This window comes from Paraburkholderia lebeckiae, assembly GCF_050436325.1.
GTDB lineage: Bacteria > Pseudomonadota > Gammaproteobacteria > Burkholderiales > Burkholderiaceae > Paraburkholderia > Paraburkholderia tuberum.
Genome location: NZ_JBNDLZ010000001.1, coordinates 107,721 through 126,614 on the forward strand (window position 1 = coordinate 107,721; position 18,894 = coordinate 126,614).

20 protein-coding genes and 3 pseudogenes are annotated in these 18,894 nt (G+C 60.8%); 10 read left to right on the forward strand and 13 right to left on the reverse strand.

Annotated elements, in window-relative coordinates:
- Nucleotides 1-131: 131 nt before the first annotated feature.
- Nucleotides 132-1,085: a coiled-coil domain-containing protein gene (locus OKW44_RS00485; protein ID WP_018420389.1), complete on the reverse strand. Its 954-nt coding sequence runs from the start codon at nt 1,083-1,085 to the stop codon at nt 132-134.
- Between the two features lie 179 nt (nt 1,086-1,264).
- On the opposite strand from OKW44_RS00485, the gene OKW44_RS00490 reads away from it, so the two are divergent.
- On the forward strand, nt 1,265-2,458 hold the full coding sequence (locus OKW44_RS00490; protein WP_018420388.1) for a tyrosine-type recombinase/integrase: 1,194 nt from the start codon (nt 1,265-1,267) through the stop codon (nt 2,456-2,458).
- On the forward strand, nt 2,455-3,000 hold the full coding sequence (locus tag OKW44_RS00495) for a hypothetical protein (RefSeq protein ID WP_018420387.1): 546 nt from the start codon (nt 2,455-2,457) through the stop codon (nt 2,998-3,000). The genes OKW44_RS00490 and OKW44_RS00495 overlap by 4 nt, the downstream gene beginning before the upstream one ends.
- A gap of 101 nt (nt 3,001-3,101) precedes the next feature.
- On the opposite strand, the gene OKW44_RS00500 is transcribed toward OKW44_RS00495, so the two are convergent.
- The 7 genes from OKW44_RS00500 to OKW44_RS00530 form a co-directional block, all read right to left on the reverse strand.
- Nucleotides 3,102-3,305: a GDCCVxC domain-containing (seleno)protein gene (locus OKW44_RS00500; RefSeq protein WP_084754055.1), complete on the reverse strand. Its 204-nt coding sequence runs from the start codon at nt 3,303-3,305 to the stop codon at nt 3,102-3,104.
- Between the two features lie 7 nt (nt 3,306-3,312).
- A complete protein-coding gene (gene merP, locus OKW44_RS00505) occupies nt 3,313-3,588 on the reverse strand; it encodes a mercury resistance system periplasmic binding protein MerP (protein ID WP_018420386.1) in 276 nt (91 codons plus the stop codon).
- A gap of 12 nt (nt 3,589-3,600) precedes the next feature.
- Nucleotides 3,601-3,948, reverse strand: coding sequence for a mercuric transporter MerT family protein (locus tag OKW44_RS00510; RefSeq protein WP_026225772.1), 348 nt, complete (start codon nt 3,946-3,948; stop codon nt 3,601-3,603).
- A gap of 36 nt (nt 3,949-3,984) precedes the next feature.
- Entirely contained in the window at nt 3,985-4,407 is a 423-nt protein-coding gene (locus OKW44_RS00515; protein WP_018420384.1) for a heavy metal-responsive transcriptional regulator, read from the reverse strand.
- Nucleotides 4,408-4,411: 4 nt separating this feature from the next.
- A complete protein-coding gene (locus tag OKW44_RS00520) occupies nt 4,412-4,675 on the reverse strand; it encodes a thioredoxin family protein (RefSeq protein WP_018420383.1) in 264 nt (87 codons plus the stop codon).
- 112 nt (nt 4,676-4,787) lie between these two features.
- Nucleotides 4,788-5,219: a DoxX family protein gene (locus OKW44_RS00525; protein ID WP_018420382.1), complete on the reverse strand. Its 432-nt coding sequence runs from the start codon at nt 5,217-5,219 to the stop codon at nt 4,788-4,790.
- 5 nt (nt 5,220-5,224) lie between these two features.
- Complete coding sequence (locus tag OKW44_RS00530) at nt 5,225-5,749, reverse strand: hypothetical protein (protein WP_162633952.1); 525 nt, start codon at nt 5,747-5,749, stop codon at nt 5,225-5,227.
- A gap of 431 nt (nt 5,750-6,180) precedes the next feature.
- Here OKW44_RS00530 and OKW44_RS00535 point away from each other — a divergent pair, with 431 nt between their 5' ends.
- Nucleotides 6,181-7,212, forward strand: a complete 1,032-nt coding sequence (locus tag OKW44_RS00535; RefSeq protein WP_018420380.1) for an IS110 family RNA-guided transposase — start codon at nt 6,181-6,183, stop codon at nt 7,210-7,212.
- Between the two features lie 315 nt (nt 7,213-7,527).
- On the opposite strand, the pseudogene OKW44_RS00540 reads toward OKW44_RS00535, so the two are convergent.
- Nucleotides 7,528-7,686, reverse strand: a pseudogene (locus tag OKW44_RS00540) (Crp/Fnr family transcriptional regulator); the annotation flags it as partial.
- A gap of 331 nt (nt 7,687-8,017) precedes the next feature.
- On the opposite strand from OKW44_RS00540, the gene OKW44_RS00545 reads away from it, so the two are divergent.
- From OKW44_RS00545 to OKW44_RS00555, 3 genes are all read left to right on the forward strand, one after another.
- Nucleotides 8,018-8,158, forward strand: a complete 141-nt coding sequence (locus OKW44_RS00545; RefSeq protein ID WP_018420379.1) for a DUF3563 family protein — start codon at nt 8,018-8,020, stop codon at nt 8,156-8,158.
- Between the two features lie 148 nt (nt 8,159-8,306).
- Complete coding sequence (locus tag OKW44_RS00550) at nt 8,307-8,762, forward strand: hypothetical protein (protein WP_026225770.1); 456 nt, start codon at nt 8,307-8,309, stop codon at nt 8,760-8,762.
- Nucleotides 8,763-8,839: 77 nt separating this feature from the next.
- Nucleotides 8,840-9,250, forward strand: coding sequence for a c-type cytochrome (locus tag OKW44_RS00555; protein WP_018420377.1), 411 nt, complete (start codon nt 8,840-8,842; stop codon nt 9,248-9,250).
- A 601-nt stretch (nt 9,251-9,851) separates the two neighbouring features.
- Here OKW44_RS00555 and OKW44_RS00560 read toward each other — a convergent pair.
- The 4 genes and pseudogenes from OKW44_RS00560 to OKW44_RS00575 all read right to left on the reverse strand — a co-directional run bounded on the left by OKW44_RS00560 (nt 9,852) and on the right by OKW44_RS00575 (nt 14,263).
- A complete protein-coding gene (locus OKW44_RS00560) occupies nt 9,852-10,334 on the reverse strand; it encodes a hypothetical protein (RefSeq protein WP_239499067.1) in 483 nt (160 codons plus the stop codon).
- A gap of 1,407 nt (nt 10,335-11,741) precedes the next feature.
- Nucleotides 11,742-11,910: pseudogene (locus OKW44_RS00565) on the reverse strand (transposase); the annotation flags it as partial.
- 111 nt (nt 11,911-12,021) lie between these two features.
- Entirely contained in the window at nt 12,022-13,041 is a 1,020-nt protein-coding gene (locus tag OKW44_RS00570) for an IS701 family transposase (RefSeq protein WP_018420374.1), read from the reverse strand.
- A 547-nt stretch (nt 13,042-13,588) separates the two neighbouring features.
- Nucleotides 13,589-14,263: an ArsR/SmtB family transcription factor gene (locus tag OKW44_RS00575; protein WP_018420373.1), complete on the reverse strand. Its 675-nt coding sequence runs from the start codon at nt 14,261-14,263 to the stop codon at nt 13,589-13,591.
- Nucleotides 14,264-14,334: 71 nt separating this feature from the next.
- On the opposite strand from OKW44_RS00575, the gene OKW44_RS00580 reads away from it, so the two are divergent.
- The 4 genes and pseudogenes from OKW44_RS00580 to OKW44_RS00595 all read left to right on the forward strand — a co-directional run bounded on the left by OKW44_RS00580 (nt 14,335) and on the right by OKW44_RS00595 (nt 18,436).
- On the forward strand, nt 14,335-15,075 hold the full coding sequence (locus OKW44_RS00580; RefSeq protein WP_018420372.1) for an MBL fold metallo-hydrolase: 741 nt from the start codon (nt 14,335-14,337) through the stop codon (nt 15,073-15,075).
- A 4-nt stretch (nt 15,076-15,079) separates the two neighbouring features.
- A complete protein-coding gene (locus OKW44_RS00585) occupies nt 15,080-16,354 on the forward strand; it encodes an MFS transporter (RefSeq protein ID WP_035470697.1) in 1,275 nt (424 codons plus the stop codon).
- 510 nt (nt 16,355-16,864) lie between these two features.
- Nucleotides 16,865-17,311 (forward strand): annotated as a pseudogene (locus tag OKW44_RS00590) (ATP-binding protein); the annotation flags it as partial.
- Nucleotides 17,312-18,019: 708 nt separating this feature from the next.
- Nucleotides 18,020-18,436, forward strand: a complete 417-nt coding sequence (locus OKW44_RS00595) for a hypothetical protein (RefSeq protein ID WP_018420368.1) — start codon at nt 18,020-18,022, stop codon at nt 18,434-18,436.
- Nucleotides 18,437-18,894: the final 458 nt, after the last annotated feature.

Here is an 18,894-nt window from a genome sequence, read left to right on the forward strand (position 1 = left end):
TAAAAGCCGTGAATTCGGCGACGAAATGGCGGGATTTCCACGGACTGCGCGGGGGCATTCTTTTGTTCCCGAGTTGATTGTAGCGCGAGGCTTGAGCGCCTCCACTGCAATACATGCCATGTGTTGCACCGTCAGGTCGCCTGGCGGGAACGTCTCGTCGCGCGTGCCGGTACAGGCTCGGCGCGCGCGGCGAGCTGCCCTTGCAGTAGCGCGACCTGCTGTGCAAGCGCGACGCGCTCACGTCGCAGTTCGCGCGCCTCGTCCATAACGCTCGCGAGTTGCTTCTCGTGCCGTTCGGCCAGGCGCCGCTGCTCGCCCGCATCAGCCGTGAGCCGCTGTACCTCGCCGACGAGTTGCTCGTTGCGCTGCTGGATCTTGGCCACGGCCGCTTCCGCGCGGCGCTGCGCATTGCGCGCCTCCTCGGTCTGCAGCATCACGCGCTTTTGGACGCCCTCGAGCCGCACGGCCGCCTGATCGACCTGCGCGCGCAGGGCGGCTTCGCGCTCAGCGTGCTCAGCGCGAAGCGCCTCGAGCTCGCGCAGATTGGTGACCCGCGCCGTACGCTGGGCTTCCTCCGCGTCGGCGCGCGCGGCGTCTCGCTCGGCTGCGACAATCTGGACCTCGCGGACGGCCGCCTCGCCCCCGGCCTGGGCGCGCGCGAGTTCGGTGGTCGCCGTGGCGAGCCGCGCTTCGCGATCGTCGAGTTGCGAGCGCAGCGATCGCGCTTGAGCTTCGAGCGCCGCATGAGCCGTCTCCAACGATTCGGCGCGCGCCGTGGCGTCGGCCACTTCGCGCTCAAGCTCTTCGCCGCGCTGTGCGAAAACCGCTTCGCCGTGTTCGATGGCGAGCGCCCACACGGACAGCATCGCACTGGCGACCGGCGGTGGCAGTGCCGCGGCGAGCGCGTCGTTGCGCGCCTGCTCGTCCTTCCACAGCTTCAGTTCGTCGTTGATCGTGGTGCGGCTGCCCTGGCGAATCTCCGCGTAGATCAGGTCGACGGTGAGCTCATGGGGGAGCCTGCCAGCGCCGACGAGGCGCGCGGCGGCTTCACGGGTGCGCAGACGGGTGTCACTGATGCGGCTCATGGGCGGTTTTGCACCGTGAAAGTGGTCGAGGGCGTGGGCTTTCGATGAAAATTATATATGTATATCCATGTATCACGTTATATATGTAACGATAAGCTCTTGAAATTTGTGATAATCCGCATAATCGCAAGTATGTTTGCTGTACGCTGCCAAAACCTGATTCCGGAACGCGTCACACCATGAACCTCGCCGTCCCCGCCTCCGAACCCGCCCTGGCGATCACACTGCCGGCCACGCTCGATGGCAGTTGCGGCACGAACCGGGCACATGGCGCGCACAAACAGATCGCCGCCGGCACCGATGTCGAGGCCGTGCGGCTGTGGCTCGCCGAATACGCCGCGTCGCCGCATACGCTGCGCAGCTACCGCAAGGAAGCCGTGCGTCTGCTGCTGTGGGCCACCCAGGCGCTGGGCAAACCGCTGTCGAGCCTCACGCGCGAGGATTTTCTGCTGTACGAGCGCTTCCTGGCCTCGCCGACGGGCGACTGGGCCGATCCTGAACTGCCACGGCGCGGACGCACGCGCCGGCTGTTCGACGGGCCGTTGTCCGAACGTAGCCAGCATCAGGCGCTCGGAATCCTGTCGGGCATGCTGACGTATCTGGTGAGCGCCGGCTATCTGGCCGGCAATCCGCTCGCGTTACGGCGGGGCCGCACGACTGCCGGCAGGCGTTCGCGGCGCATCGAGCGCTATCTCGATCACGCGCTGTGGAATCACGTGCTCGCGAGCGTCGAGCAGTGGCCACGCCTGACCGAAAGGGATGAGCAGCACTACGAACGCAGCCGCTGGCTGATCCGCCTGCTGTACCACGCAGCCCTGCGCGTCTCCGAAGCCGCTCACGCGAAAGCGGCCGACTTCTACCTGCGTCGAGGCAAATGGTGGCTGCACGTTCTCGGCAAGGGCGGCGCCGAGGGCGAGGTGCCCGTCAGCGATGCATTGATGACTGACTTCGCGCGTTATCGCGTGTTTCACGGTCTGCCGCCCGCACCGTCAGCCCGCGAAACCGGCCCGGCCGTGATGAGCATCACTGGCGACGACACGCGGCACCTGACGCCGGCGGCGGTCTACCTGATCGTCAGGGAAGTGTTCCGGCGGGCAGCGAACGCCCTGGAGTTCACCAGTCCGGCTGGCGCGGCCACGCTGCATCGTGCGTCGACCCACTGGCTGCGACATAGCGCGGCCTCGCATCAGGCCGACGCGGGCACGGACCTGCGTTTCATCCAGAAAAACCTGCGGCACGCGTCGATCGAGACCACCGGGATCTACTTGCATGCCGAGGACGACCGGCGGCATGCGCAGACGGTCGGCGGGGCGGACCGGTCGGCGCCGGCCGACACCATCGAAACCCCATCAACGTCACTGGGACCGGCATGAAGCATTCGGATTTCCATATTGGCCTCGAATTCCTCGGCTCCGCCGGCTTCCGCTGGCGCTGCACCGATGTCGGCACGCGCACGATCCTGGCTATCCAGTTGGACCATGAAGACCCGAACTGGTATCAGGGTCCGCCCTACATCGCAAAGGAAGTCGTGTTCGATGAGCACGATCTGACGCACTGCCATCTGACCGAGGACGACGCGATCCGCGCTGCGCTCCACGAGGCCGACACGTCGGGACATCCGGGTTATCCCAACGCAGTCGTGAACCACATGATGCGTGCGCGGTTCGAAGAGCCTGGTGCACCCTATCCGCACAAGGGCGTGCTGCGTTTCGACCGGTTGCGGGCGGACGGCGAAATTCTGCATCCGTATGCGGCCACGAAGGATGGCGATGCCTGGACCGTGAGGCTGTATCTGCCGTTCCTGCACGTGTACGAGAAGATGGCTGAGCATGCGTTCATCGCGTTGCCGGTCGTGACGGCCGCCGACGTTCGGGCGCGGGCCGATCAAGCGCCCGCGCGTGAAGAAAAGCGCTAGCCGCGGTGCGCGCATACCCCGGAAGGGCGCTGGGAGCCAGTTCTGGCGCAGGTTATGGGGAGATTTTCAATTTTCGGGGGATGGTGGTAGGCAAAAATGGGCTATTTCACGGCTATCTGCACCGAAGGACACTTGACTGAACCGAAAGAGCAGAACACACAACAGTCGCCGGCCTTCGGTCGAAAGACCGTATGGCAATGCCTGCACTCGTGATAGAAGCGGCAGGCGTCCAGCGGCATCGTCTCCTCACTGGCGAACCCACAGTGCGGACAGGTCAGCACAGATTCCAAAATAACGTCGCTCATCGTCGCCTCACTTGCGCACGGTCGATGGATAGCCCGCGTCTGCAGTTGCACGGGTCAGGTTCTCCGCTCGCGTCTTGTCGGGGTCATAGGTGACGGTCGCCGTTTTCCTCGCGAAATCGACTTTGACGTCGTCCACGCCCGGCACCCGATCGAGCGACTTGCGGACCGTGATCGGACACAGTTCGCAAGTCATGTTCTGCACGTCGAGCGTCACGTGTTGAGGCGCGGCGGCGAACGCCGCCAGCGGCAACGCGACGATCGTAGCGGTCAGTAGCTTGCCCATGGGTGGCTCCTTTCAGTCAATCAGCGGAATGAGGGACGGCACGGCCAGCAGGCCAAGCAGCGGGATGGCGACAAGCCAGAACGTCGGTCGCTGCCGCCTGATCGTGCGCGGATTCGCGCAGACGGTTCCCGGCTCACACGCTTGCGGCATCCGGTAAAGCCTGCGGAACGCCAGACCGAGAAAGACCACCGTAAGCCCAACAAAGATGGGGCGGTATGGCGCCATCGCGGTCAGATCAGCGACCCATGACCCACCTATGCCCAGCGCAATCAGGATCAGGGGCACCACACAACACGCTGACGCTCCCACGGCGGCCAGCGCGCTCGCCATCAGGCGAGCACCGCCTCGATTTCGTTTCATCGTTCCCTCCTTGTTACGCGGAGCACCGGCCGGCTTTCATGATTTGACCTCTGCATGACCGTCCGCCCGCGCCAGGGCGGCCAGGATCGGGCACGCGTCGACGGCCAGGCTGCCATCGGTACATTCGGCAATCATCTCGTCCAGCGCAGCCGACATGGCCTGCATCGCGCGGATCTTTTCGGCCAGCTGATGCTTTTTTTCGAGGGCGCGATGTCGTACGTCCGCGCAGCACGCGTCGCCCGTCTGACGAAGGCTGAGCAGATCACGGATCTCAGCCAATGTGAAACCACAGCGCTGCGCGTGCCGGACGAAGCGTATCCGGTGTGCCGCGTCGGCATCGTAAAGCCGGTACCCCGCGGCGGTTGTCGCGGCAGGCGCAACCAGGCCCTCGCGTTCGTAGTAGCGCAGGGTGTCGCGGCTCACGCCCGCATATGCCGCCAGCTTGCCGATGCTCAACATCCCGTCACGGCTGGCCGAGTCCAGCTGCCTTCAGCGTTTGCTCATCGACGCCGCGCCCGGCACAGCAATCCGCGACCTGCCCGTCGATCACTACGGTGGGTACCGACCGGATTCCCAACCCGCGGGCGCGATCCGCGACCTGCACGTCGTTCATGTCGAGCACGTGCACCTCGCACGCGGAACCTGCAAGCCGCCTCACCACGGCCACGGCCTCTACGCAACACGTACAGCCGGCGCTGAAAACTTCCACCTGGCGTTTCGCAGTCATGTCACACCTCCCGGACGGGTACGACGGCGGAAACCTCTTTGCGCGATGAATAGCCCCGTCACCATCTTCAGGATAGACCCTGGAGCGTACTCCACGGTCAAGGCCGTGCCGGTCAGTTTCCTTCGGGTGGCGATCGGACCCAGCGCCGATAGATCAGGTAATCGAGCGACACGTTGCCGGCGCCGCGGCAGAGCAACACCAGCAGCATCGCCGCCCATTGGATGTGGGTTGGCCAGGCCTGCGGATAGACGAATATCTCGATGACCGAGGTCATGCCCAGCAGCACCAGTGCAGCAGGCCGCACACCCAGGCCGAGAACGAGAAGCACCGGGGCGCTGAGTTCGATCGAGACCGCCAAGTAAGCCGCTATGTCCGGCGGTAGCAAGGGGAACTGATACTCATCACGAAACAGTTCGAGTGCCGCGTCCCAATTTGCGAGTTTGGTCATCGCCGAATTCCAGAAGACCGTCGCCACCGCAAGCCGCAGGGGAATCGCGAGCAGCCAGTAGGGAATCCGGTCGAGACGCTGCGTGGCACGCAACATCCCGTTCACGCGAACGGGCGGACTTCCATCCGTTTGCAGCAGTCGGGGCATGATGGTGAATCTCCATTGAACGCATGACTGCCAGCGGAAAGCACGGCGCTCGTGAAGCATCCGCGTGCGAGAAGACCGGCGACGAGCGCGTAGCCGTCAGCCTCGGGGGCGCGGGCCAGTGCCGAGCAAATCGGCACGCTATCGAACAGGGCACCGGCAATTTGCCATTCCCCCGCACCGAGGCGACGCACGTCCGTGCCCGCGTCCGTGCGTTGCACCAGCAGGTGTGCGGGCCCATCGTCCAGCCGGATGACGCGAAGCGCACGGTCATCCTGTTCCAGCACCGCGCGCCAGATGAGTTCGGACGGGTATTGACAGCGAAGCAGTCGTGCCGCGGGATGCGGATGAAGTCGCAAGGCGCCGAGGGCCGCTTCGTCGAGATCGTTGAGACGCGCAAGATCGAGCACGGGCGCGTCCGGCGCATGCAGCACGCGATTGACTTGCCACTCGAGATCGGCGACATCCGCCAGATACAGCACTGCGCTGGCACGTGGCATCTGTACAACCAGAGACGGCCTCATTCGAGTCTGGAAGACCGCACGCCGGATGAGGCATACTTCGCAACACTGCCTGCGATCAAATTGGCAGCATGACTGCCCCGGACGTTCCACTTAAAAATATCGAGAACCTGTCCGAACAAGCGAGGCCACCTCTTAGTGGGACGTTGAAAGATGGAAGCTGTTATTGGATGCTCGCCATGCGGGTTCCCGTGATGTCGGCTTGACGGCGGAGTGGCATCCAGCAAACCATCGTTTCCCGGACTAGGCGTGGGCGACGCAGCCAGAAGGCCGAGTGCCGCCGTGATCGGCCGCAGGCGGCCAGGAACAATGGGATGGACTCCTCCTCACCCGACTAGCTCACGGCGCATGATTAACGACGTGTTCGACCGGTCAACGAGGAGGAACCCGAGATGGACATTATTCGCGTTGGGATTGATCTCGCAAAAAACGTTTTCCAGGTGCACGGCGTCGATCGAAGCGAGAAGCCGGTGTGGCGCCGCAAGCTTACCCGTAGGGAATGGCTGGACGTCTTGCAGCGAACCGTTCCTTTGCGCGCCGTGATAGGGATGGAAGCCTGCAGCGGTGCACACCATTGGGCGCGGCGTCTTCAGGTGATCGGATACACGGTCAAGCTGATCGCCCCGCAGTTTGTGAAGCCGTACGTCAAGAGTAACAAAAACGACGCAAACGACGCCGAAGCTATCTGTGAAGCGATGAGTCGGCCAGGCATGCGTTTCGTCGCCGTCAAGACCATCGGGCAGCAGGACGTGCAGGCAGTTCACCGCGTTCGCGCCGGATTGATGGAGCAACGTAACGCAAAGGCAAATCAGATCCGCGGCCTGACCTCCGAGTACGGCATCGTGGCGCCCAGAGAGATTCTCCAGTTGCGACGCGCTGTTCCTGTTTGGCTGGAAGACGTGAACAGCGGTCTGAGCGACCGTTTCCGGCGCCTGCTCACGGGGCTGTGGGAAGATCTGCGTTCCCTGGACGATAGGATCCGCGAACTCGACCGCGAAATTGCCGCAATTGCTGCATCCGATCCAGTAGCTAGACGTCTGCAACAACTACGTGGTGTCGGGCCGATGGTAGCAACCGCGCTAATCGCAACCGTGGGCGATGCCAGACAGTTCGCCAATGGCCGACAGATGGCCGCGTCGCTCGGACTAACGCCCAGGCAAAACAGTTCCGGAGGAAAGGAACGGCTGCTAGGAATTAGTAAGAGAGGCGACGCCTACGTGCGCTGCCTGTTAATTCACGGTGCGCGCGCGATGATCCAGATGGCCAGACGACGGACTGATGCACTAAGTCTGTGGGTTATGCGCATAGCGGGAGACCGGCACCCGAATATTGCAGCCGTGGCGCTGGCAAACAAGACGGCTCGAATTGCCTGGGCGATGATCACAAGGGAAACCGACTATCAGCCGGAGCTTGCTGCGCACTGAAACCGAGAGCAACCAGCTGTACCTTCATCCACGATTGCAAAACAAGCCGCACGATGGCCAACAGGTCGAACCGGCGCTGATCAAACCCGCGAAGGACCGAGGCCTCGAGCCCGTAGGAGCGATTGGGAGTCAGCGCGCGAATAGCCCATCAGGGTCCGTTGCCTCGCAGAGGCACATTTGTACGAGACCGGATATACGTCAGCGATCGACCATGAGGCTTGCTAGGCGACATGTTTGCAAACGAGGAGGAGTCCATATACGGTCCCTCGCTATTCTTTCTCGAACGCCCGCTCGCGCGGGATGAGCAGTCCTTTGAACGCGATAACGCTCGCACACGCGCCTTTCGAGGCTAGATCGGTCCAGGCCCTCAATACGGCCATAGCTGTAATGGCTGAGCCCAACGTCCTGCGGTTTCAACGCCGCTTCTGTCGCGCCAGCGTGTCGAACACCGAGCATGTTGGTGATGAGTTCCTCTGCGTGATCCGTGCCTGGGTATCCTGGGCCGGTCAGAAAGTACAGCGCGATACCGTATTGAACACATGTTTGGCACGGCCCGACTTTCATCCGATATTCGTCGGCCACACGACAACACTTCGCCAATCCGCATCCCGCCGATAACGCTGAAACCCGCGCCAGTCAAGTCTGGCGCCATGTGGCATGGACGCTGCATTACACAGCGTCCAGCCGTAGTACGAACCGCGCATCAATCCCACCCGGATGTCCCGCACTGAATGCACGCCTGGGCCCCATGTATCGCGCCCCGTTCGGGCCGATACGTAATCGACCAGCCCGACCGGAGGACGCTGTGTTCATCCTGTTTGTCTATCTGTACCCGTTGTTGGGGAAGGCGCTTGACCGTGCCGAACACAATCGTCGCGACGCGTATCTCGCGTCCGCCGTCGACATCGGTGAACTCGAACGCCGCATGCACACGATGGAGATTTGACCGCTGAGGTATGCGATCTCGAAGCGGACCGCCGATGGCATGAGTTGTGGAGACTATCGGGGCGCGGCGACTTCGTTCGCTAACTAACGGGGCGGCCGGGGCGCATGGGAAGCGCCGCGCCCCCCCGCTCACTAGCAGAGGTAGCACAATGAAACGCTCAAATATTGACGCACGGTTGCTCGTTGCGACGCTGACGACCGTAACGCTTGTGACCTTGAACGGGGTCACGCTGGCTGCCACCATGGGCGACAGTCCGGATGCCATTCGGGCGGAAACTGCGGCGACGCGTAATGCTCCAGCAAAGCATCAACAGGAAACGGCTATCACGCATTCACCGCTCACGTTGCTGGTTCAGTCCCCTAGTGGCAGCACGGTCCGACTCACCTACATCCAGGACGACGGTTGGATGTTTGACGACCGCGATGCCAGTCTCGAGCAGACCGAAGGGCGCGTTACGCCAGCGGTGGCGTCACAACAGAAGGAAGGCGCTATCGCAAACCGCCCACTAACGGTATTCATCGACGGTCCGAGCGGCTATACATACGTCTGGATACGCGACCAAGGCTGGAAGTTCGTCGGCCGTATCACTGATCAAATAAAATAGCGCCGCGCGAGGCGGAGCCCCTCAGCCGCGCGGAGTCGACGCAACGCTGGATCGTAGCACCGGTAAAGGACAATGCAATGGACAGCCACAATAGCGCGCGACTGTTGTCAAGGCGCTGCGCGGTTGTAGTCGTAGTCATGATTGCGGTTGCAAAGCCGGCCCAGGCCGATGTGAACGCCGAGCATGCTGGCCGTCCATTGACCGATGACGCCATCGTTAGCGCCTGGCGTCTCCTGCGCGCCGTCGACTGCGCCCGCTGCCATGGCAAGGATTATGAGGGGTTGGCCGCACCCTCGATCGTTGATTACGCGCGCACGCAGAGCCGTGAAATGTTTGTCCGGATGGTCCTTGACGGTGACCTGTCTCGTGGAATGCCCGCGTATCGCGACAACTCCTTGATTGCCGACCACATTGACGATATTTACCGATACTTTCTCGGCCGTGCCGACGGCACCATCCGCACCGATCCGCGGCCTCCGCGGCCTTAAGCGGCAGTGATGCGCCAGGGATGCCCAGCCCGGAACCCTGCATTCCGGATCACAACACGAAACGGCCGTTGTACTCCGAAGATCGGTCATTCAACTTCCTGTCCCGACAGCCCGCAATGGGTCGGCTATCGCCGATCGTCGTCAGGCGCGAGCCGGCCGAGGCCGTGTGAAAACGCATGCGGAATGCGGTGCTCGAAAAAATTGACCCTCCAGATCGCTCTGTGTTGGCCTAGTGGCAACTCGGGAAGGGTAAAGCGACACCCAAAAACCGAGTACTTTTGCGTTTTCACACGGCCTCGGCCATGAACGGCCAACCCGCCATCGATTTGCTCAGACACTCAGACGCCCGCTTCGGGTCCGATTTCGGTCGCTTGTCAGGCGCGAACCGGCGCACGTTCAGTGCCCGTCCGTCAAGGCGCGCTCGAGCGCATCGGCCGACATGGCGCCGAGGAGCCGTTGGCCGTTGGCCGTTGGCCAGAATGATCGTCGGGGTGCCCGTTCATGCCGTGTCCGAGAGCGAGATTCTTCTCGAGCACGCCTCGTGTCACATGCAGCGGGTACCGGGGACGGCGCGCGGCGACCGTGGAGTCGGCTGATACCTTCATGGATTTTGAGAGACCGTGATCGGGACGATTTTTTCCAGTTGGTCCAGCAACAGCTCCTTTTGCTGCTCCGGCAGCTTGACCAGACTGGGATACATGTTAATCAATGCCAGCCGTTGCGAAGACGACTTGGAGGGCAGCAGCATGAGCAACCCCGCCTTCTCATGGTCGGACAGCGATGACAGATGCGGTAGCGCGCTGAGTTGCACAAAACTGGCGGACTCTACCGAAGGTACGGCAGCTTCATCCGTCACGGCCGACGGTGCCGATTTTTCCCCTCCTGGCGACGTGCTTTGCGCGACCAGTGGGCTCGGTCCCGACGAAGCTTGCTGCGGGGCTGTCATGGATGCCGGGGGGGAATCCCCTCCGCCGCAGCCGGTAAGCAGCAGACTGAACAGCAGCATCCACCGGGCATGCAAAAAATGGCGCGGTGCATGTGGGACATGCCACACGCGGCAATTAAGGTGAACGTCTTGATGCATGGCCAAGCATCCGATGATTCAGGAAAAGTGGGCGTGGTACTGAAATGACGGTACCAGCCGCCACCGATTGCAGACGTGCCAGCGGATGCTGGCACGCCCATCCCTATGGCTTAGGACGCTCTCGCTAGTGTCGGGTTTTCCCGTATCAGTCGAATGTGCCGAAGCCTGTGCTAAGTCAATCAAGGACCCGTGACACTGATATAAGGCCCGGTGAAGCCCGCGAAGGCGAGCGTATACACGAAATTCGTAAGGGTTGGGCCTGCCTCCAGCTGCTTGGTCCAATTCCCGTTGGGGCAGGTGGCCTGGGCTAGTAACTGCTGGGCGGACGGCGCCGCCGCACTGAGCGGCGGCACTACCAGTTGCCCGTTTTTGGAAGCTGTCAGTTGTCCCGACGAACTAGCAGTAGTGGCCTGCGTCTTCACATCGACGATCTGGCCGCCATGGTTTCGGCATTGCACGGTGCCTGAGTAAGTCGCTGACAGCATCGCTGTCGCATTGGTGTGGCCGACCCCCCCGATGGTGGTCCCGCTACAGCTGACATCTTGGGCTTGATCTCCGGTGCCTACGGTGCATACCGGCTCGGCAGAGCCGCTCGCAAAATGTGCTCCGCTGGGCCCATTGGCGGCATTCGTTTCGGCCCAAGCTGCGGGAGCGGTCAGCACGGCAGCCAATGTAACTAAAGCTAGATACTTCATATTTGTCTCCAAGAAATACTTCGCTCCTTCTGTCGCTAAAGCTGTGGCTGCGACAACGAAAAGAGCCTCTGCTATTACGCCTGGTTCAATTTGAGCCTTGCTCAATGAAAAAGAAATACGAAAGCCTCGGCTTGCCCAAATCGCTTAAGCAATCTCGAGTTCAGTACTTGCACATTTCATAACAGAGTTTTCCCATAGGCACTCCTGGACAATTAACTGTCTTGACACGCTTGTTGCCATGAAGTAGTTGCAACTAGAATCTGTGTCGTAATCCTCAGGATAATGGGCCATCCTTTTTTAATAAAAAAATATCGAAGATTATTTATCACGATATGTCGAGCAGTGGCGCAACGAGTTGGCCGAAGTGTTGCCGGATTACTTAAATTCAAACAAATTCACCCTCGCGCGCTGCCGGCTTGAATTGAGCCGGGCACGAGTATTGAGGTATTGCCCGATGTGATGTCGACAAAGGACGTGACGAAGTGCTCTTAAGCAGTAACCTCTTGGACAGGACTGTTAGGCTTCTTTAAGCTGCCTGGAATGCAATATAGGTCAGGTGAGTTACCAAAAATTCTTTTTTTTATTTTTCCGATACGGGCGGTGTTATGGCGGAGCATTGCGATCCTTATTGTCTAGAATAATTACTTTGCCCGCCTTTGGTCGGGCCGCCCCGATCCCTCTCCCGATGCGCTTTGCGCACCCAGGACGGACTTCTCCCATGACGGGTCAACAACGATTTTTTGGCCAGTACCAAATTTGCCAGAGCAAACAGGCTTAACAACTGCGCAGTGTTCTTCGCCGGACCTTTGCAGCGTACCTTGGCCAAACAGATCCTTGATCACGTGGAAAGGATGCTCGACCCGCGGCCGGATCTGAGCCTGGTTCTCCGCATTAGTTGCAGATCCTTTGCGCTGATACCGGCCGACCGAGGCTGGCTGCCCGATAGAGGCATGGCCAAGTGCGGTTCTCAGTTTTTTAATAATAGATAGGACTTACGCAAATTTCATCTGAACACTCGGATTTTTGAGCTGCTGACGGAGGAAGTCATCGAGCATCTGGTGTTTGACCTGATAGAGGGTGCGGCAGGTCTGCCTGGCGATCTCAGCGAGACGAATCCACACGAGTACGGCGCATGCGATGTGATTGCGCTGGATGCGCGCTTTGCGGCATTGGCAGCGCTCGATCCCGGTCAGTTGTTTGGCCTCACGATGAAACTGCTCGATCTTCCAGCGCAGGCCGCACGCGTCTTGTGTGGCCTGCGAAGAATCCTGAGTGAGGTCGTTGGTGACGACCCAGTCCGTGCGGTGTGTCGACACCTCGACCCGGAACAGCTTCACCTTGTGATGCTTGGGAAAGCCTTTGATCTTGATGGTTTTGCCATGCGCGAGAGCGCTCGCATCCCACTCCAGCGAATCGACGCGCCGGTACGGCAATTGCGCGCCGGAGTCGTCCACCTGCCGGTTGGCGCGCAGCGGGCAGTAGTAGATCTTCTCCAGCGACTCGATGAACAGCATCAGATCGCGGGTGGCATACCAGGTATCCATCAGGACCCGACGGAATGGCAGACGCTTATGATGAACCAGGTTGGTCAGCATGTCGCGCACGTGATCCAGTTTCGTCTTGCCATCGCTGTCCGGATCGTAGATGCGGTAGTCGATGATCCAGTGCTCCTGAGTCAGCGGGTTCACGTACACGCAGTTCACCATGCCGATCCCTTTGATCAGGCCGTGGGCGTTGCCGCTGTACTGGCGTCGGACCAGTTCGATCCTGTGCGAGAAATCCTTGTCGATGATCGTGTCGTCGAACGCGATGCAACCTTCCTCGTGAGCCGTGATCTGCTCACGCACGTTGTCCCATACGAGACGCGGCGTCATCTTCTCGTTACGCAAAAACCGGTTGATGGCATCGTGGCTCATATCTTCAACGTGGTCGGCGAAGTTCGTCAGCGTGTGGTTGATCGGACTCACCAGCAAGAACTGGCAGTAATCCAGGCGGGTCGGCCGTTTCGTCATGCCCTCGACATTACGAACCTTGGCTTCGCTTTGGGTTTACGTCGCTTCGTAACAATTCGTTTCTGCGCTCAGGCGTGGCTGTTTGCGTAAGTCCTAATAGAAAAACGACAAAGCGTCGTACGGTTTCAGCGTGCGGCTCGGGACTCGTCGAAGCGGCGAATAAGTCTGCGTTTGAGTTGTACGTAATACACGCTATGCCGACAATGCAGCCGCAGAGGTGACGCCTAATTCAAGGTCCGGAGAGGGTCCGATACTAGCCATTGTCGCCAAGACGCGTCGGAAGACGGCTTCGGGTCGCGTGCCGCCAATCGCTGTCGGGCGGCTGGCGGCCAGTTTCAGACAGCGGCAAGCTGCACGGAAAGAGGCGCTCAACGCCTCAGAGCGGACGCGGCGTGGTCATGACGCCCCATCGGCACGACTCACCACGGTGTGACTCCTGAAGAACGGCCGCGGCGTGAGATCGTTGGCGGTATGGTGGAACTGTCCGCAGGTCTGGAGGATACCGGGGGAAACTGGTTGCTGAACTGAAACAGGCTATGGCCTGACGCTAGACGGCGGCCGCAGTCTCGACGGCGAGACCGGCCGCCTTCCATTCGGGGAATCCATCCTCGAGACGCATCGCCTTGAAGCCTTTTGCCCGCAATGCGGCGACAGCCTCGAAGGCCAGCACGCAGTAGGGCCCTCGGCAGTACGCGACGATCTCAGTGTCGGTCGGCAGCTCGCCCAGGCGACGTTCCAGCTCGGCCAGTGGGATGTTGCAGGCCCCGGGCAGATGACCCTCGGCAAACTCATCCTGCGGCCGCACATCCAGCACCGTGACCAGGCCATCGGCAAGACGCCGGGCCAACTCCTCTCGTGACACGGCTTCCATCGAATCTCGCGAATGGAAGTAGTCGTTCAGCGTCTGGTTGACTTCCGCGAGGTTTCGCTCGCCGATCCGGCCAAGGGACTTCATCAGACCGACAATCTCATTGTCGCCAGCAAGGCGATACACGATGTGCTTGCCTCGTCGCTCGGTGTCCACCAGGCGCGCTCGCCGAAGGATTTGCAGATGGCGCGAGGTGTTCGCGAAGCTCATGCCCGACAGCGCGGTCAGATCCTCAACGGACCGTTCGCGCTGCGCGAGGTGCTCCAGTAACTCAAGCCGGCCTGGATGGCCGAATGCCTGCGCTATCTCTGCGAGGCGCTCAAAGATCGCTTGCTTCGGTCCCACGCTTGACACTCCACCCTCATTGGTAAATCATTCTCGATAATGATTGAATGTTATCACCCCCATCAGTGAGGAGCAATCTAATGATCGTACGGCAATTCCTCCATTCCGATCCCGTTGGGATTTCGTACCTCCTGGGCTGCGGCGGCAAGGCGACGGGCGTTGTAATCGATCCGGTGGCCGCGCCCGGCATCTATCTGCAAGCGGCCGAGGTCACGGGGATGAAAATCAGCTACGTGATCGACACGCATGTGCATGCCGATCACGTCTCTACCGGGCGGGCCCTCGCCGATGCGGCAGGCGCTGAATATGTGCTTTCGGCGAAGGCCGACATTGCAGTGCCCTTCAAAGGCGTTGATGACGGCGACGAGATCCCGCTCGGCAATGTCGTCCTCAAGGTGCTCCACACACCCGGTCATACACCCGAGCATATCTGTCTGCTTGTGACAGACCGCACGCGCGCTGATGAGCCGTGGCTGGTCGTAACCGGTCACACACTCATGATCGGCGACCTCGGCCGAACTGAACTGGCCGTGAGCGCGGCAGAGGGCGCGAAAGACCTTTTCCGCAGCGTGCAAAAGCTCAGGGCGCTTCCTGACTACCTGGAAGTCTTGCCCGGTGCCTACGCGGGTTCGGCCTGCGGCCGCAGTCTTAGCGCAAACCCGACCTCGACACTAGGCTTCGAGAAGCGGCACAACCGGGCGTTCGGCATCGAGAGCGAGGAAGAATTCATCCGCTTCATGCTAGACGATGTACCGCCGCCACCGCCTGAAGCAGCCCGCCTGCGTGCGGTCAATTCCGGCCGCAGCGCCGCTGGAGCATAGCGTAATGAGAGAGCCAGCCGTTTCGTCTGCTCGGCCCTCAGTTCGGCTAGGACTCAAGGAAAACTGGCGGCAGTTCTCATTGCTCGTGCTGGTCAATGCATTCGTGGGGGGCATGGTTGGCATCGAGCGGACGGTCGTACCTCTGATCGGCGCGAAAGAATTCCACCTCGAGTCTGCGACGCTCATTACCTCCTTCATCGTCAGCTTCGGGGTGGTCAAAGCCCTCGCCAACCTAGTTTCGGGACAGTTAGCCGACACGTGGGGCCGCAAGCGTGTGCTGGTCGTCGGCTGGCTGCTTGCGCTTCCCGTACCCTTCATGATCATTGCCGCGCCACACTGGGAGTGGGTGGTCGCGGCCAACGTCCTGCTTGGCGCCAGTCAGGGCTTTGCATGGTCCATGACCGTGCTCATGAAAGTAGATCTGGTTGGCCCGAAAGGGCGCGGACTTGCGGTCGGCCTTAACGAGTTTGCAGGCTATTTCGCAGTTGGTCTGACCGCGTTTCTCACTGGCTATCTGGCGAGCCGGTACGGCCTTCGACCTATCCCGATCTACCTGGGGATCTTCTATGCGGCAGCCGGCCTGATGCTGTCGGTCCTTGTGGTGCACGATACGCGCGAACATGTTCGGCTTGAGGTCGCGGGCAAGCCCAGGGAAGCGTCGTCACTCTCGTTCCGCGATGTTTTCCTGCTGACCACCATCAGGGACCGCAATCTGTTCGCGGCGTCGCAGGCCGGATTGATCAACAACCTCAACGACGGCATGAGCTGGGGCATTTTCCCATTGTTTTTCACGGGACTCGGACTCGGCGTCGAACGGATAGGTATCCTCAAGGCTGTTTATCCGATTGTGTGGGGCGTCTGTCAGGTTGTCACCGGCCCGTTGAGCGACAGGTGGGGCCGCAAGGGCCTTATCGTCATCGGCATGTGGGTTCAGGCTGCCGGACTCTTACTGACTGCGCTCACCGGGCAGTTCTGGTGGTGGCTGGTTGCGAACGTGTTGCTCGGCCTCGGCACCGCAATGGTCTACCCGAGCCTGATTGCAGCAGTATCGGACGCCTCGGAGCCGAGCTGGCGGGCTCGATCACTTAGCGCATACCGGTTCTGGCGAGACCTCGGTTACGCGATTGGCGCGCTTTCGGCGGGCGTCATCGCTGATCGCTTTGGTTTTGCCGATGCCATTCTGGCAATCGCCGTCGTCACGTTCATGTCGGGCGTTGTCGTCGCGATCGCCATGCGAGAACCATCATTGAAGAATTCTGCGGCGACTCGCACGCTCTGATACCGCGTGGGGGCAGACAAAAGTGAGAGGCCGACGGGAGCGATTGATGGCCGCTCCCGGTTGCGTTTGAGTCATTCGTATTAGAGCTGATCGGGTGGCTGCTCAGGGTGAGTGCAGTCGATCGAGCTGCGCGTCAGCGCGGGCGTCGAATGTTGAGGTACCACCTGATCGTGCTACAGCGGCCGCGTTGCGCGACAAGATGCTCGCGGCCGGGCTGCCGATCTGAGTTCCGTCAGTTGCAGATAATGTGAGCACGCGACGATGGAATGCAAGCACGCGTGGCTGAATGCAAGCACAGTTGCAGATAATCCGAGCACGTGTGTTCCGTCAGTTGCAGTTAATCCGAGCAGGAAACCCCTTGGATTGCAAGCACGGCCGGTTTCAAATGCAAGTCGCTACAGATAGCGTCTGCATCGCCAAAACAGCGCGATGGGAAAGGGCAAAATTCCCACGTCAAATCAATGCCATAAACGAACTTTGGCGAAAAATTCACGAATCCCGGCCGACCCTCATTTAGCCCAGGCTCTGGGCCACTGCGCAGCCCGTCAAGGACGCGACGTGCTGTTCATCTCCCAGACCGATCTGCTCAAGAAGCTGCACGCAGCCCGTGCCACCGGTCTGTATGAACGCAAGTTCCAGCAGTTCGTGCGTGTGCCGCTGCTGATCGTCGATGACTTCGCCATCAAACCGCTGCGCTCACCACACGACGAAGACATCCACGATCTGGTCGCCGCCAGGTACGAACGTGCGGCGTCAATCCTGACGTCAAATCTCGACTTCAGCGAATGGGGCGACGCCTTCCCCGACAACCGTGTCCTTGGCGCCGCCACGCTCGACCGTCTACGCCACGGCGCCTATCGCGTCGTCATCGAGGGCGAGAGCTTCCGCAAGCCTAAACCCATGCCGGAAAACAGCGAAAACCTCGTTGCAAAATCCGGCAAAAAACCGCATTCTTGAGTCCCTTCGAAATCGCGTTTCGGGGCCATTCTGAGTGGCCTCATTATGCCGATCATCCCCGGCTCGATTAGGCCGATCCGTGACAACGTGGACGCATCACATGCGACAGGCCCCTGACGACGCTTGCTGGACAGCGTCAAGCAGTACGGCCGGCCGGCCAACATGTTGTCGCGGTCCAGCGTGCGACGCGATATCAACAAGATCCTCCACGACACGCGCCAAAATCGACCGCGGAAGAGATTCTTCGCCGCGAGCTAAGCCAACTCGCTTGACCCTCGCGCGGTGCGATGGCGGAGCACCGCAGCGCTCACGATGAGCCGACGTGCGCGGCGATGCGAATCCCGCGCGTTCGCGATCGCGAGGCTCCGTTCCCAGAGCCGTCTCCGGCATTCCGTGGAATATTTCGAAGTTCCCCCGCGTTCTTGTAGCGGAGTCGAAGTGCAATGGTGTTCACGGGTTTTCGATCTGCGATGCAGTCGAGCCTGTTGGCGCCATTGCGTGAATGTCGAGCTGTCTCCGCCACGAAGCAGCGGTATGGACAGGCCATGGGTGCGGTGCCGGTTCCTACCCATGCATTTCGGCGAGCTGCTTGCTTAAGTCTAACTAACTATCGAGAGAACACCTGACGCAGAGGCGCTCGGGGCCGATGTCCCCGACACTGTGCCCGGCACGTCCTGCGGCAACGTGGACCGTTCAAGGAGAAACATCATGACCGACAGATACCATGCTGCGTTCGTGCTGAGCGCGGTTGTGCTCGGCGTTGCTCCGCTAGGCAGTCACGCGGACGAAACGATACAGGTGAAGCTGACTGACACTACGATTCAACTTGATCCCGGAAGCGCAAAAGGAGGGCGCATCACGTTCGACGTGAGCAACGTGGCGAACGGCAACACCGAACATGAACTCGTGGTGCTGAAGACCGACGCGGACGACTCGCATCTACCTATCCACAAAGGTCAGGTCACGGAAAGCAAGTTCAAGAAGATGGGCGAGGTGGAGGACGTGAAGCAGGGTGCGAGCAAGCGCCTGTCGGTGAAGCTCGCACCTGGACATTACGTGCTGATCTGCAATCGCCCTGGACACTATGAGATGGGGATGCATGCATCGCTGGTCGTAGCGCGTTGATGAGGGCAACAGGCGTGTCCGCTGGCGGTTGCATCGCAGCTGCACGATCGCGTGGATCGAGCCCGAGGTCTCGTCACCGCATTGAGCCGGGCCGCGCAGCCATCGCTGGGCGGCCTGGCGGCGCCCACTTGTCCACCGTTTGTGCAACGCGCCTGTCCCACTTTGCCTCAGCACCGGGTCGCGCTGGAGCGGGGGAGGCAGAACCTCTGGCGGCGCGACCGTTCATCGCCCGATCGCCGGATCGGCGCGTTGTGCCAACACGTCAGCCAGTTTTTCCGGTAGTCGGTCCCCGGCAAGAATCTTCCATTCCCACACCACCAAGGAAACAATTGCGCTCATGGTGCCTCTAACCGTTCCTGTCCGCGTGCCTTACGGGGAGGTCTATGCTAATCTTGTCCGCGTGAGGGCACCTGCAGCCCCATCGCGGTGCACCCTCGCCACTTCCTGACGGTGACGAG